Origin of the sequence: Leptothrix sp. (in: b-proteobacteria), from assembly GCF_965250675.1 — a bacterium.
Classification (GTDB): domain Bacteria; phylum Pseudomonadota; class Gammaproteobacteria; order Burkholderiales; family Burkholderiaceae_C; genus Sphaerotilus.
In genome coordinates this window covers 1-13,435 of the sequence record NZ_CBDFPH010000011.1, presented here as the reverse complement: position 1 = coordinate 13,435, position 13,435 = coordinate 1, and the positions used below count along the sequence as shown (strand labels likewise).

12 protein-coding genes are annotated in these 13,435 nt (G+C 68.7%); 4 read left to right on the top strand and 8 right to left on the bottom strand.

Annotation, left to right across the window (positions count from 1 at the left end):
- Nucleotides 1–22: 22 nt before the first annotated feature.
- Together AC5IG3_RS14505 and AC5IG3_RS14500 are read right to left on the bottom strand one after the other, a co-directional pair.
- Entirely contained in the window at nucleotides 23–1,249 is a 1,227-nt protein-coding gene (locus AC5IG3_RS14505) for an MFS transporter (protein ID WP_491907009.1), read from the bottom strand.
- Between the two features lie 84 nt (nucleotides 1,250–1,333).
- Nucleotides 1,334–2,092, bottom strand: a complete 759-nt coding sequence (locus AC5IG3_RS14500; protein WP_491907008.1) for a hypothetical protein — start codon at nucleotides 2,090–2,092, stop codon at nucleotides 1,334–1,336.
- A gap of 94 nt (nucleotides 2,093–2,186) precedes the next feature.
- On the opposite strand from AC5IG3_RS14500, the gene AC5IG3_RS14495 reads away from it, so the two are divergent.
- The 4 genes from AC5IG3_RS14495 to parC all read left to right on the top strand — a co-directional run bounded on the left by AC5IG3_RS14495 (nucleotide 2,187) and on the right by parC (nucleotide 8,307).
- On the top strand, nucleotides 2,187–4,196 hold the full coding sequence (locus tag AC5IG3_RS14495; RefSeq protein WP_491907007.1) for a DNA topoisomerase IV subunit B: 2,010 nt from the start codon (nucleotides 2,187–2,189) through the stop codon (nucleotides 4,194–4,196).
- A gap of 362 nt (nucleotides 4,197–4,558) precedes the next feature.
- Nucleotides 4,559–5,197 carry an OmpA family protein gene (locus AC5IG3_RS14490; RefSeq protein WP_491907006.1) on the top strand — a complete coding sequence of 213 codons (639 nt, stop codon included), beginning with the start codon at nucleotides 4,559–4,561 and terminating at the stop codon, nucleotides 5,195–5,197.
- A 46-nt stretch (nucleotides 5,198–5,243) separates the two neighbouring features.
- Nucleotides 5,244–5,930: a hypothetical protein gene (locus AC5IG3_RS14485; protein ID WP_491907005.1), complete on the top strand. Its 687-nt coding sequence runs from the start codon at nucleotides 5,244–5,246 to the stop codon at nucleotides 5,928–5,930.
- Nucleotides 5,931–6,012: 82 nt separating this feature from the next.
- Nucleotides 6,013–8,307, top strand: coding sequence for a DNA topoisomerase IV subunit A (gene parC, locus AC5IG3_RS14480; RefSeq protein ID WP_491907004.1), 2,295 nt, complete (start codon nucleotides 6,013–6,015; stop codon nucleotides 8,305–8,307).
- Between the two features lie 8 nt (nucleotides 8,308–8,315).
- Here the strand turns inward: parC and AC5IG3_RS14475 are convergent, their stop codons facing one another.
- The 6 genes from AC5IG3_RS14475 to AC5IG3_RS14450 all read right to left on the bottom strand — a co-directional run.
- Nucleotides 8,316–8,651, bottom strand: coding sequence for a hypothetical protein (locus tag AC5IG3_RS14475; RefSeq protein WP_491907003.1), 336 nt, complete (start codon nucleotides 8,649–8,651; stop codon nucleotides 8,316–8,318).
- A gap of 127 nt (nucleotides 8,652–8,778) precedes the next feature.
- Nucleotides 8,779–10,428, bottom strand: a complete 1,650-nt coding sequence (locus tag AC5IG3_RS14470) for an ABC transporter substrate-binding protein (RefSeq protein WP_491907002.1) — start codon at nucleotides 10,426–10,428, stop codon at nucleotides 8,779–8,781.
- Nucleotides 10,428–11,603, bottom strand: a complete 1,176-nt coding sequence (locus AC5IG3_RS14465; RefSeq protein WP_491907001.1) for an SCO family protein — start codon at nucleotides 11,601–11,603, stop codon at nucleotides 10,428–10,430. The genes AC5IG3_RS14470 and AC5IG3_RS14465 overlap by 1 nt, the downstream gene beginning before the upstream one ends.
- An 8-nt stretch (nucleotides 11,604–11,611) precedes the next feature.
- Nucleotides 11,612–12,862 (bottom strand): YncE family protein, encoded by a 1,251-nt coding sequence (locus tag AC5IG3_RS14460; protein ID WP_491907000.1) that lies wholly within the window; start codon nucleotides 12,860–12,862, stop codon nucleotides 11,612–11,614.
- A complete protein-coding gene (locus tag AC5IG3_RS14455) occupies nucleotides 12,852–13,142 on the bottom strand; it encodes a hypothetical protein (RefSeq protein ID WP_491906999.1) in 291 nt (96 codons plus the stop codon). The genes AC5IG3_RS14460 and AC5IG3_RS14455 overlap by 11 nt, the downstream gene beginning before the upstream one ends.
- A gap of 28 nt (nucleotides 13,143–13,170) precedes the next feature.
- Nucleotides 13,171–13,435, bottom strand: a 265-nt coding sequence (locus tag AC5IG3_RS14450; RefSeq protein ID WP_491906998.1) for a hypothetical protein, incomplete at its 5' end; no start/stop codon positions are given.

Here is a 13,435-nt window from a genome sequence, read left to right as displayed (position 1 = left end):
TTATTTGAGCTGCTCAGGCCGCTCAAGCCGCTGCCGGCATCGGGCGGCTGACGGCGTGCTCGCGCACCGGCAGGTTGAGCAGCGCGGCGACCACGCCCAGCGCGATGCAGATCAGCCACACCGGCGTGTAGTTGCCGCTCAGGTCATAGAGCCGCCCGCCCAGCCAGACACCCATGAAGGAGCCGATCTGGTGGCTCAGGAACACGAAGCCGCCCAGCATCGACAGGTGGCGCACGCCGAACATCTGCGCCACCAGCGCGTTGGTCGGAGGCACGGTCGACAGCCACAGCACGCCCATCACCGCCGCAAACACGTACACGCTCAGTGGCGAGATGGGCACCGCCAGAAACACGCCGATGACCACCGCGCGCGCCAGGTAGATCGTGCTCAGGATGTAGCGTTTGGGCCACTTCTGCCCCAGCACCCCCGCCGCGTAGGTGCCGAAGACGTTGAACAGGCCGATCAGCGCCAGTGCGCCGGTGGCCACTTCCGGCGCCAGGCCCTGGTCCTTGAGGTAGCTCGGCATGTGCACGCCGATGAACACCACCTGAAAGCCGCAGACGAAGTAGCCCGCCGTCAGCAGCTGGAAGCTGCGGTGGCCGAGCGCCTCGCGCAGCGCGGCGCCCACGCTCTGGTGCGGCTCGCTGCTGGCGTGCTGCGCCGAGCGGCGCTCATTCAGCCCGAAGGCCAGCGGAATGATGGCCAGCGCCGCGCCGCCCAGCACAATCAGCGCGGTCTGCCAGCCCAGGTGGCCGATCAGCCAGTTCTCCACCGGCACCATCAGGAACTGCCCGAACGAGCCGGCCGAGGCCGCTACGCCCATCGCCCAGGAGCGCTTCATCGGGTCGATGTTGCGACCGATCACGCCGTAGATCACCGCGTAGGTGGTGCCCGACTGCGCCGCGCCGATCATCAGCCCCGCGCTGGCGGTGAAGGCCCAGCCCGAGGTGGACAGCGCCATCAGCACCAGCCCGCCGGCGTAGAGCAGGCTGCCCAGCAGCAGCACGCGCAGTGCGCCCCAGCGGTCGGCCAGCATGCCGGTCAGCGGGCCGGCCAGGCCCCAGGCGAGGTTCTGCACCGCCATTGCGAAAGAAAAAGTCTCGCGCGACCAGCCGCGCTCCATGGTGATGGGCGCCAGCCACAGGCCGAAGCCGTGGCGGATGCCCATGGACAGCGTGACGATCAGGGCGCCGCAGAGCAGCACCTGCTGCATGGACAGGCGCTCGGGCGAAGTGGTGTGGGAGGTCATGGGCGCACTTTAGGCGATGTGCCGGGCGCCCGGTGCCGCACGACGGACAAGTGCAGTCCGTCGTGCGACATTCAGATCAACAACTCAGAAGCGCAGGCCGAGCTTGACGCCGTAGCTGCTGGCTTCGCCCGTCTTGTCGGTCTCGACGGCGACATTGAGCAGGCCGAGGTTGACGTTCACGCCCGCAAACACCTTGTTCTGATTGAACGATTCGCGGCGCTGTTCGCTGTTGGTGATGGTCGCTTCGGACTTGGTGCGCACCAGGCCGGCACCGGCGTAGGGCGTGAACAGCGCGAAGCCCTTGGAGATCGACACGTCCAGGCTGCTGGTGTTGAGCTTGAGCTGGTCGACGCCGTTGACCTGGTTGATGGCCGCGCGCACGGCAATGGCCGGCGTCAGCGTACCGCCGCCGACAAAGGCCCAGCGCAGTTCGCCGCCGGCGGTGCGCACATTGGTGCCGGGCACGGCGCCCAGGGCCACGCCCACGTCGATGTCGAAGGGCAGGCCCTTGACGGCCCGCACGCTGACCACTGGCAGCGAGCCCGGCACGGACGCGCCGCTCACCACCTTCTTGAACACCTCGCGGTTCTTCAGCACAGTGCCAGTGGCGGCCACGCCCAGGTCAAAGCCGATCACGCCCAGGCCCTCAGCCGGCACCAAGGCCTTGTAGGACAACGCGGCGCCCAGGTCTTCGCTCAGGGCGCGGAACTCGGTGGCCGTCAGGCTGTTGAAGTTGCTGAGGTCGGCGGCGTGCGCGGTCTGGCCGGCCGCAGTGGCCAGCAAGGCAGCGGCGCCCAGGGCGCGGGTGGCGGTGGACAGGTGCATGGACAGCGCTTTCGTCATGGTTTTCCCTCTTGGCAGTGAGCGCGGCCTGAGTTGGGCCGCAGCAGAAGGCCGCAAGGCTAGCACCGCAGTGCCCTCCCTACAATCCGCGCCCATGGCCAGCCGGAACTCCTCCTCGAACTCATCTTCCTCCACCTCCACGAGCGCTGCCGCCTACGGCGAAGCCTCGATCCGGGTGCTCAAGGGCCTGGAGCCCGTCAAGCAGCGCCCGGGCATGTACACCCGCACCGACACGCCGCTGCACATCGTGCAGGAGGTGATCGACAACGCCGCCGACGAGGCGCTGGCCGGTCACGGCAAGCGCATCGGCGTGACGCTGCATGCCGACGGCTCGATCAGCGTCGAGGACGACGGCCGCGGCATTCCCTTCGGCCTGCACCCCGAGGAAGGCGTGTCGGTGGTCGAGATCGTCTTCACGCGGCTGCACGCTGGCGGCAAGTTCGACAAGGGTTCGGGCGGCGCCTACAGTTTCTCGGGCGGCTTGCATGGCGTGGGCGTGAGCGTGACCAATGCGCTGTCGACCCGGCTGCAGGTGCAGGTCAGCCGCGACAAGCAGGTCGCCACACTGGCCTTCAGCGGCGGTGATGTGATAGAGCCGCTGCAGACCCGTCCGCAGGCCGCCGGCGAGCGCCGCTACGGCACGACCGTGCGGGTCTGGCCCGACGCCAGGTACTTCGAGAGCGTCGATCTGCCGCGCAACGAGCTGATGCACCTGCTGCGCAGCAAGGCCGTGCTGATGCCGGGCGTGACCGTGACGCTCAAGAACGAGAAGACCGGCGACGTGCAGACCTGGGTTTATCAAGGCGGTCTGCGCGACTACCTGATGCAGAACCTCAACAACGAGCCGCTGATCCCGGTGTTCGAGGGCGCGCAATATGCGGGCGCCGGCGAGACCGAGACCTTCGCCGAAGGCGAGGGCGCCGCCTGGTGCGTGGCCTTCAGCGAAGAGGGCGCCAACCTGCGCGAGAGCTACGTCAACCTGATCCCGACCGTGGCCGGCGGCACGCACGAGGCAGGGCTGAAAGACGGGCTGTTCCAGGCCGTCAAGAGCTTCGTGGAGATGCACGCGCTCTGCCCCAAGGGCGTCAAGCTGATGCCCGACGACGTCTTCAGCCGCGCCAGCTTCGTGCTGTCGGCCAAGGTGCTCGACCCGCAGTTCCAGGGCCAGACCAAGGAGCGCCTCAACAGCCGCGATGCGCTGCGGCTGGTCACGGCTTTCGTGCGGCCGGCGCTCGAACTCTGGCTCAACCAGCACGTCGAGCATGGCAAGAAGCTGGCCGACCTGGTCATCAAGCAGGCCCAGGCGCGCCAGAAGGCCGGCCAGAAGGTCGAGAAGAAAAAGGGCTCGGGCGTGGCCGTGCTGCCGGGCAAGCTGACCGATTGCGAAAGCCGCGACCTGAGCCTCAACGAGGTCTTCCTGGTCGAGGGCGATTCGGCCGGCGGCAGCGCCAAGATGGGCCGCAACAAGGAAACGCAAGCGATCCTGCCGCTGCGCGGCAAGGTGCTCAACGCCTGGGAGGTCGAGCGCGACCGGCTCTTTGCCAACAACGAGATCCACGACATCGCCGTGGCGGTGGGTGTCGACCCGCACGGTGCCAACGACAGCCCGGACATGAGCGGCCTGCGCTACGGCAAGATTTGCATCCTGAGCGACGCCGACGTCGACGGTTCGCACATCCAGGTGCTGCTGCTGACGCTGTTCTTCCGCCATTTCCCCAAGCTGGTCGAGGCCGGCCACATCTACGTCGCCAAGCCGCCGCTGTTCCGGGTCGATGCGCCCGCGCGCGGTAAGAAGCCGGCGGCCAAGCTCTATGCGCTTGATGAAGGCGAGTTGCAGGCCATTCTCGACAAGCTGCGCAAGGAAGGCGCACGCGACGGCAGCTGGGCCATCAGTCGCTTCAAGGGCCTGGGCGAGATGAGCGCCGTCCAGCTGTGGGAGACCACCCTCAACCCCGACACCCGCCGCCTGCTGCGGGTCGATTACGGCGCGCTGGACTTCGGCGCGACCACCCTGGCGTTGACCAAGCTGATGGGCAAGGGCGAGGCCGCAGCGCGCCGCGAACTGATGGAGCTGCACGGCGACGCGGTCGAAATCGACATCTGAGCCCGCAAGGTCGATCAATAAAGTGCGACTTTTATCGCGGTAAGTGCTGATTTTTCGTGGTTTTTTCCGGAAAATGCATGAAGCACCCCGCGAATGCGTGACTCCGATTTCACGGAGCGTCGGCCAGAATCAATCGGGTTTTTCTGATTTGGCCCGTCGCGCGGTGCACTGTCGTGCCGTGCATCAGCCGTGGAGTTTGAATGTCGTTGCTTTCAAGTTGGATGCCTGTCGGTGCCTCAAGGTGGGGGTGGGGTCTGGGCTTGATGGCGGCGTTGGGGCTGGTGGGTTCAGGTTGGGTGCGTGGTGATCTGCGCCCTGCGCAGCTGACTCAGCGCGCGCAGGCGAGCGCTGACACGGCCTTGATGCAAGCCGGCTTCGGCTGGGCGCGCCTGGAGGTGGAGAACTCGACCGGTCGCCTGAAAGGCCAGGCGCCTGATCAGGACAGCCTGGTCCAGTTGCAGCGCGCAGCGGCCGGTTTGCTGGCGCCTTACATGGGCGTGCCCGGCGTTTTTCTTACGTTGGAGCAGCATCTTGATGTGGCGAGTGCGGCCCCTGCGGCATCCACCAAGACGGCTTCAACCCCCACTGCTGCTGCAGCCTCGGCCGGTGGCATGGTGGGGAGCATGGGTTGCGAGCGTGCACTGCGCATCGCCTTTTCCCGCACCGTGATCCGCTTCGTGCCGGGATCGGTGGCGATTGACTCACCCGCCGCGCGCAAGGCGATCGGCGACGTGGCGACGGTGGTCAAGGCCTGTCCGGAGTGGCGCGTGGTTGTCACCGGCCCGATCGACAGCCGCGCTGAAGTCGACGGTCAGCTTGCTGACCAGCGCGCCCGCGCCGCTGCTGCCGTGCTGATCATGGCGGGCGTGCCGCTGCAGCAGATCGACACACGCCGCGCGGACGCCAACAGCACGGGCGCCAGCGCTGTGGCGCGTGTCGAGATGGGGCGCCTCGATTTCCGCGCCGTGCCAGCGGCTGCCACCGCGACAGCCACCCGCTGACGCTGCGCACGATCAGGTCCATTTTCAAAATTTCGGGGAGTTCATGATGTTTCTACTCAGCCAGATCGGCTTGTCCTTGTTACTGGCCGGCTTGATGGGCGCGCTGGTGGGTGGCGCCTGGCGTGGTCGGCGTCTCGAGACCAAGCGTGCCGATTTCCAGGAGACCATGCAGGCAGCCGAGTCGCGCCACTCCGAGCAGTTGGCTTTTTTCAGCGCCGACCATGAAAACTCGCTGGCTGCGCTGGAACAGGCCCGCCGCGACATCGCCCGCTCGCTGGAGCAGACCCGCAACGAAGCCACCAGCGTGCAGGTCAAGCTCGCGCAGCGCGACCAGCAACTCAAGGAACTGTCGGGCGTGCTGCTCAAGGCCAACCAGGACCTGGCCAAGGCTGAAACCGCGCGCCGTACCGTGCTGCAGGAGCGCCAGCGTGCCCGCGAAGAGGTCGACGTGCTGCGCAAGCAGGTCGTCACCACCCGCGCCGAACTGGCGCAGATGCTGGGCCTGCATGAGGGCGAGCACACCCAGTTGACCGGCCAGCTGGCTGCAGTGCGCGAAGAGCGCGACCTGCTGCTGGAGCGCATGCAGCAGATGGTGTCGCTGCTGCAGAAAGCGCAGTTCGAGCTGGAGCAGCGAACGGCGCATCTGGCTGCGTCCAAGCCAGCCTCGGCCGTGCCGCCTGATGCGCAGGAAACTGTGCTGGTTCCCATGGATGAGCCGCGCCGCGTGGCCTGAAAAGCGGGCCGATGACGGGTGGTGCGGCGCAAAAGAGCGCTGCTAGACTCCGCCGGCTCTGAGCCGCCCGCACCTGAAAAACATGGAAATTGATGTCACCTCGCCGGTGGGGGACGACGCCCTGACGCTGGCCCACTACGCCGAGCGCGCCTACCTTGAATATGCATTGAGCGTCGTCAAGGGCCGCGCCTTGCCCGATGTCTGCGACGGCCAGAAGCCGGTGCAGCGCCGCATCCTCTACGCCATGCAGCGCATGGGGCTGGCGGCCAACGGCTCCAAGCCGGTCAAGAGCGCCCGCGTGGTCGGTGACGTGCTGGGTCGCTACCACCCGCACGGCGACACGGCGGCCTATGACGCGCTGGTGCGCATGGCGCAGGACTTTGCGCTGCGCTACCCGCTGATCGACGGCCAGGGCAACTTCGGCAGCCGCGACGGTGACGGCGCCGCCGCCATGCGCTACACCGAAGCGCGCCTGTCGCCGATTGCCCGCCTGCTGCTCGACGAGATCGACGAAGGCACGGTCGACTTCATCCCCAACTACGACGGTTCGACCGAAGAGCCGCGCCAGCTGCCCGCGCGCCTGCCCTTCGTGCTGCTCAACGGCGCCAGCGGCATCGCGGTCGGCCTGGCCACCGAGATCCCGAGCCACAACCTGCGCGAGGTGGCTGCTGCCGCCATCGCGCTGATCCGCGATGAGGCGCTGAGTGACGCCGCCTTGCTCGACCTCGTGCCCGGCCCGGACTACCCCGGCGGCGGCCAGATCATCAGCAGCGCCACCGACATTGCCGAGGCCTATCGCACCGGGCGTGGCAGCCTGAAGGTGCGGGCGCGCTGGAAGATCGAGGACCTGGCGCGCGGCCAGTGGCAGCTGGTGGTGACCGAGCTGCCGCCCGGCGCCAGCTCTCAGCGCGTGCTGGAAGAGATCGAGGAACTCACCAACCCCAAGATCAAGACCGGCAAGAAGGCGCTCAGCCCCGAGCAGGTCCAGCTCAAGGCCACCGTGCTGGCGGTGCTGGACTGCGTGCGCGACGAGTCCAGCAAGGATGCCGCCGTGCGGCTGGTGTTCGAGCCCAAGACCCGCACCACCGGGCAGCAGGAGCTCATCACGACGCTGCTGGCGCACACCAGCCTGGAAAGCTCCGCGTCGATCAACATGACCATGGTCGGCGCCGACGGCCGGCCGACGCAGAAGGGCCTGCGCCAGATGCTGGCCGAGTGGATCGGCTTCCGGATGGCGACGGTGCGCCGCCGCACCGAACACCGCCTGCAGCGCGTGCGCGACCGCATCCACGTGCTCGAAGGCCGGCAGCTGGTGCTGCTCAACATCGACGAGGTCATCCACCTCATCCGCGAGAGCGATGAACCCAAAGCCGCGCTGATCGCCCGTTTCAAGCTCAGCGAGCGCCAGGCTGAGGACATCCTGGAGATCCGCCTGCGTCAGCTGGCGCGGCTGGAAGCGATCAAGATCGAGCAGGAGCTGACCGAACTGCGCGGCGACCAGAGCCGGCTCGAGGACATTCTGGCCAACCCCGGCACGCTCAAGCGGCTGGTGATCCGCGAGATCGAGGCCGACGTCAAGCTGCACGGCGACGCGCGCCGCACGCTGATCCAGACCGAGAAGAAGGCGGTGGTCGAGCTTCGCGTGGTCGACGAGCCGGTGACGGTGGTCGTGAGCCAGAAGGGCTGGGTGCGCGCCCGCACCGGCCACGGCCACGACGCGGCGGGCTTCGCCTTCAAGGCGGGCGACGGGCTGTACGGCACCTTCGAGTGCCGCACCACCGATCCGCTGCTGGTGATGGGCAGCAACGGCCGGGTCTATTCGGTGCCGGTGAGCGTGCTGCCCGGTGCGCGGGGTGACGGCGTGCCGATCACCAGCCTGATCGAGCTTGAATCGGGCAGCCAGATCCTGCACTACCTGGCCGCACCGGCTGACACGCTGCTCCTGCTGGCGCACAGCGGTGCCACCGGCCTGCTGGCGCGGGTGGGTGACATGGTCGGGCGGCAAAAGGGTGGCAAGAGCTTCCTGACGCTTGAAGGCGCCGAAGTCTGGTTCCCGCCGGTGCGGGTCGCGCCGGCCCACACGCAAGTGGCCTGCGCGACGCAGAGCGGCCGCCTGCTGGTGTATCCGCTGAGCGAACTCAAGCACCAGTCCGGCGGTGGCCGGGGTCTGGTGTTGATGGATGTGGAGGCCGGCGACACGCTGGCCGCCGTGACCACGCTGGCGCAGGGAGTGCGCGTGACCGGCGTGGGCCGGGGCGGCAAGATGCGCGAGGACACCTTCAAGCCGGTGGCGCTGAGCGCCTACACCAGCAAGCGCGCCCGCAAGGGCAAGTCGATGGACGTGACCATCAAGGCCGAGCGCATCGAGCCGCTGTAAGGCCGGTCTCAGTGATGGCGTGCCACCGCGCTGCGCTGCTTGTGCGCAGCGGCGGAGGCGGTGTCTGCGGGTGGGCTAAGTCTGGCGCTGCGCGCCTCTGAAGCCGGATCCTTGCTGTTGCCGGTGGCCTTGGTTTCGCCGGGAGGCAACACCACGCCCACGGGCGGCCAGTTCATGGGCGGCAGGACCGACACCCACCAGGAGAGCCAGATCTGGCCGGCTTCTGCGCATTCGGTCCAGAAGCGTTGCTGTGTCTCCATCACTTCATTCCAGCGCCAGTGGGCGGGGTCGAAGATCTTGTCATCGTCATCGCGGTCACTGAACCACGCGTGCCAGTGTTGCATTTGGAACCTCCTGCCGCCCGGAATGTGGCGGGTTTCACGTTCAATACCCATCATCGGTTTCTGATGCCTAGGTGGTTTGATCGCGCGCAATGTCATGCGGAAATTGACCGGTCCCGCATCTTTGGACTCACCAGGGTTGCGGCAGCCGCCAGGGCAATACGGGTCGCAAACCGGCCGGTTGCCCGCTGGATGGGGGGCTCAGGCGCACCAGCGCAGCGCCGGTCACGCCCAGCCGTTGCCCTTGCACATAACTGATCGGCGGCAGCACGCCGGTGCGGAAATCATGCAGTGCTTCCAGGCTGAGGCGCAGCCGGTCGCGCGTGACCAGCCGTCCGCTGCGGCGCAGCGCTTCCACCCCGAGGCAGGACGCCGCGTAGGCCAGGCTCTGCAGCGCTGGCGCATCGAGCCGGGCGTTGACCTGTTGCAGATCCTGCTGCAGCGGCCGGGGGTCGAGATCCTGTGCCGCGGGCAGGCTGTGGCTGAACACCGTTCGCGCCCAGAGCGCAGCCGGCGCGTCGAGCAGATCACGCCCGGCTTGTCCGTCGCTGGCCAGCAGCAGCGGGGCAGATCCGTCCTGGGCATCGCGGGCCAGCGTCTCGGCCGTGGTGCGCAGCCACGTCGACGGCCCCAGCACCAGCACGGCGTCCTGGGGCTGCAGGTCCTGTTGCGCCAGCCACGCCAGCGCGGCGCTCAACGCGCCGGGGCTGCTGGGCTGCAGCGGGCTGGCTCCAGGCCAGAGCCGCACGTCCAGCGCGCCATACAGCAGCGCCTGGCGTTGCGCAGCCAGGCTGGCGCTGCGGTGCTGCGGCTCTTGCGATGCCATCAGCAACAGGCGTGCAGGGCGACTGCGGACGGGCAGGGGTGCCGGATTCAACTCGCCGCGCGCGTAGGCGTCGATCAGCACGCGCACCTGTTCGCTCAGTTGCGGTGCCACGGCGTAGACATCGCCGCCGCCGGGTTCGAGTTCGCTGGCGGCGCCCAGCGGGCCGAGGACCGGCAGGCCGGGCAGCAGCGTGGCAATGTCGCGGGCGCTCTTGTCGCGCCACCAGGGTGCGATCACGGCCACGGCCTCGGTCTGCAGGCGGGCCGCGATGGCGGTATCGCCAGCGGGATCGGCCGCGTCGTGCACCTGCAACTCGATGCGCCGGCCGTACAGCCCGCCGCTGCGGTTGCCGCGCGCCACGCAGGCCGCCAGCGCGGCGCGTGCGGCGTGGCCTTGAGCGGCGCGGACGCCGGTCAGCGGCAGCACGCTGGCCAGCACGATGCGGTCCGGATGCACGCCCGGTTCGCGGTCCTGCTCGGTGCCCAGGCGCTGCAGGTGGGCGATCAGGTCGGCCACCTCGCGCGGCTGCAGCTCGAAACGCGGCATGGCCGAGGCGAGCGGGCGGCCATTGGCGTCGACACCCTGGCGGATGGCGTCGAGCAGGCGGGCGGTGTCGTAGCCGGCCCGGTCGGTCATACCGAGCTGGCCGACGCGGGCTTGCGTCAGTGCCGACCAGCGCAGCGGCGGCGCAGTCAACCCGGCCTCACGGCCCCCCGCGCCATCGTTGCCGTGGCAGCGCGCACAGGCCGCCATCTGGCCCGACAGCGTGACGCCCGAGCCGACCTGACCTTGCAGCTCGCCCCCCCAGCGGTTGCGGCCGGTGCGGTAGAGCTGCTGACCGGCCTGGGCGGCGGCGTCGCTGTCGGTCGGCGCCGTTGGAGTGGGTGCCGCCGACAGCGACGCGCTCCACCCCAGCACGGCCAGCAGCACGGCCGACCGCACGCGAGCCCGCATCAGAGCACCTTGCGCACGGCGTCGACGATCGCCTCGGGCGGTGCCAGCGCGTGCAGCTTGAGCCACTGACCGTTGCGGTCGTTGCCGATCCACAGCACGGCGGTGTGCTGCTCCACCTTCTCCTGGTAGAGCCCCAGCTTGTGCAGTACCCAGTCGATGTTCTCTTTCTTGCCGGTCACGAACGACCAGCCCGGCTTGGCGCCATGGCGCTTGGCGAACTCGCGCAGCACCTCGGGCGTGTCGATGCCCGGATCGACGCTGATCGACACCATCTGCACAGGGATATTGATCTGCGCCTGCAGCAGCGCCTGCGCCTTCTGCAGGTTGAAGCTCACCGGCGAGCAGACGTCGCGGCAGTTGGTATAGAACGAAGTGACCAGCACCACGCGGTTGCGGATCAGGTCGTCATAGAAGCGCACGCGCGGCCGGTCCTGCGTCATCAACGGCAGGTTGGTGAAGTACTCGGCGCCGCGCGTGCCCTTGCCGGCCGCCACGCTGCTGGCCTGGCTGGCTTGCTGGGCGGCGAGCTGGCGCATGGGGGCGAGGTCGGGCGTGTCCGCAGCGGCCGTGGCCTGACGCAGGCTCAGCAGCCGGTCGGCCAGCTTCTGCGGGCTGGCCAGGCCGTAGGTGCGCACCCAGCGCTTGCTGGGCTCATGGCCCAGAAAGACCATCGGCGAGTGGTCGTTGGGGTCGCCGTTGCCGACGCCGAAGGCCTTGAGCAGCGCGTCGATGTTCTTGCGCGAACCGGTCACGAAGGTCCAGCCCGGACCGGCGTCGAACTTGGCGCCGAACTTGCGCAGCTCCTCGGGTGTGTCGGTGAGCGGGTCGACGCTGATCGAGATCAGCTGCACGTCCTCGCTGCCGGCGGGCTTGCGCGCGGCCAGTTCGGTCTGCATGGCCTTGAAGGTGGCCGACAGCGGCGAGCAGATCGACGTGCACGAGGTGAAGATGAAGTTCACCGCCACGCTGCGCCCGGCCACCAGGTCCTTGAAGAAGCGGCGGTTCTGGCCGTTCTGGTCCTGCACGACCACATCGGGCAGGTCGACCTTGAGCGTGCTGGTCGCGGGCGGCGGCGTGGTGGCGTTCTGCGCCTGCGCCGTGGCCGGCATCAGGCCGGCGGCGGCCAGCAGCGACAGGCCGCAGGCGGCGCGTTTCAGGTAAGAGGTCAGCGACATGGCGGATTTCATTGCGGGGCAGGTAAGGCAGGCGTAGCGGGCGTCTCGCCGCGCACGGTGAAGTCGAGTACCGGCGAGCGGTCGAAGCTCAGGCCCTGGCTGACGCTTTGCGCGCTCAGGCGCCAGAGTCCGGCGCGCAGCGGGCGCAGCGGGGCGATGTAGACGCCGGGTTCGGCCTCGCGCGCAAACACGCGCTGCTGCGACAGGCCGGGTTTTTCGAGCGCCATGACCTGCAGGTCGCGCACGCCGGTCAGCGGCTCGCCGCTGCGGGCGTCACGCAGGCTCAGGCGCAGCTGATGCTCGGCGCCGGCCGTCAGTTCGGTCACGGGCGCCTGGGTGCCTGAGGCGGCGGACCACGCGTAGTCGATTTCCAGCTTGCGGCCGTCCTGCGTGGCGCCGGTGTCGTCGACCGCGAGCGCAAAACAGTGCACCACCCGCGGCTGGTCCAGCAGCAGCGGCAGGCTGTAGCGGCCGCCGCGGTCGAGCTTGAAGCGGGCGGTGTAGAGGCCCGGCGCGGTCTCGCGCAGGCTGCGGTCGACCACCTTGAGCGCCCGCGCCGCGCGGCTGTAGGTGCGGTAGGTGCCTTGCGGCGCCATCATGCCCTCGGTGTAGTAGTACAGCGCGGTGTCCGGGGCGTTGCCCATCACCATGCTGTCGCCTTCGGGCGAGGGCGCCATCAGGTCGGCCGGGCCGATGTTCTCAGGCTGACTGCTGGGCAGTTTCTGGAAGATGGGAATCTCGTTGAGCGCCAGCCGGCCCTCGTTGAGCGCGCGCAGCTCGACCATCTGCACCGTCAGGCTGCCCAGTCCGCGAATGAAGGCGAACTTCTGCGTGTAGGCGATCTGGTCGGGCTGGGCCACGGTCTTGGCGCTGGTCACCAGCCGGGCGCTGGCGGCGTCGATCACCACCAGCTGGCTCGACCTGGTGTTGACACCCAGCACGTGCCGGCCGCTGTTGTCCACGCGCAGGGTCGACAGCGGCACGGGCAGCTTGATCTCGCGCTCCAGACGCGCTGTCTCGGTGTCGATCACCGTGACCTTGGGCGCGTTGAGCGTGGCCACATAGGCGCGGCGCGACAGCGGGCTGTAGTCGACCGCCAGCGGCGTGCCCTTGACCGACAGGTCGGCCAGCACGCGCCCGGCCTGGGCGTCGATCACGCTGACGCGGTTGTCGGTGCTGGCGCTCACCACCACGCGGCGACCGTCGTCGCTGATGGCCAGCGCATGCGCGCCGCGGCCGATCTTGAGTTCATGGCGCACGGCGAGCAGTGGCGGTGTCGACGGCCATGCAGGCGGTCGGTGTCGTCCATCGGCGACCCAGACCGTGCTTTCGTCCGGGCTGAGCACCAGCCGGCGCGGCTTGCCGGTGCCGAGCGGAATTGACGTGGACGAGTTTGTTCGTGCTCAGGTCCACCACCGCCAGCTCGCCCCGGTCGGCCAGGGTGATGTAGAGCCGGTCGAGCGCCTTGGCGTGCACCCAGTCGGTGCCGACGCCCGGCAGCGTGATCAGCGCCTCCAGCCGGGTGTTGTTGAGCTGCACCTGCGGGTTGATGATCGAGACGCTGGCGTCAGCGTTGAGCGTGATGAGCTGGAAGCCGTTCAGGTCGCGGTCGGCGCGCTGCGCCAGGCGGCCGCTGGCAAAGCGGCGGATCTGGGGCGCGCAGGCCTCGGGCTTGGTCGGTGCCTTGCCGGCTCAGCCAGACGCGCGGGCGCAGGCCCCGCAGCGGCGCGCCGCTGAGTTCGTCGCTCAGGCGCACCGACAGCGTGATGGGCTGCTGCAGCGCCACCGGGCCGGCCTGTGCGCTGCTCAGGCTCAGTTCGGCCCTGACGCCC

Coding starts and splice junctions, on each gene's coding strand:
- AC5IG3_RS14495 (WP_491907007.1), top strand. CDS start 2,187: ATGGCCAGCCGGAACTCCTCCTCGAACTCATCTTCCTCCACCTCCACG.
- AC5IG3_RS14490 (WP_491907006.1), top strand. CDS start 4,559: ATGCAAGCCGGCTTCGGCTGGGCGCGCCTGGAGGTGGAGAACTCGACC.
- AC5IG3_RS14505 (WP_491907009.1), bottom strand. CDS start 1,249: ATGACCTCCCACACCACTTCGCCCGAGCGCCTGTCCATGCAGCAGGTG.
- AC5IG3_RS14485 (WP_491907005.1), top strand. CDS start 5,244: ATGTTTCTACTCAGCCAGATCGGCTTGTCCTTGTTACTGGCCGGCTTG.
- AC5IG3_RS14500 (WP_491907008.1), bottom strand. CDS start 2,092: ATGACGAAAGCGCTGTCCATGCACCTGTCCACCGCCACCCGCGCCCTG.
- AC5IG3_RS14470 (WP_491907002.1), bottom strand. CDS start 10,428: ATGCGGGCTCGCGTGCGGTCGGCCGTGCTGCTGGCCGTGCTGGGGTGG.
- AC5IG3_RS14465 (WP_491907001.1), bottom strand. CDS start 11,603: ATGTCGCTGACCTCTTACCTGAAACGCGCCGCCTGCGGCCTGTCGCTG.
- AC5IG3_RS14475 (WP_491907003.1), bottom strand. CDS start 8,651: ATGCAACACTGGCACGCGTGGTTCAGTGACCGCGATGACGATGACAAG.
- parC (WP_491907004.1), top strand. CDS start 6,013: ATGGAAATTGATGTCACCTCGCCGGTGGGGGACGACGCCCTGACGCTG.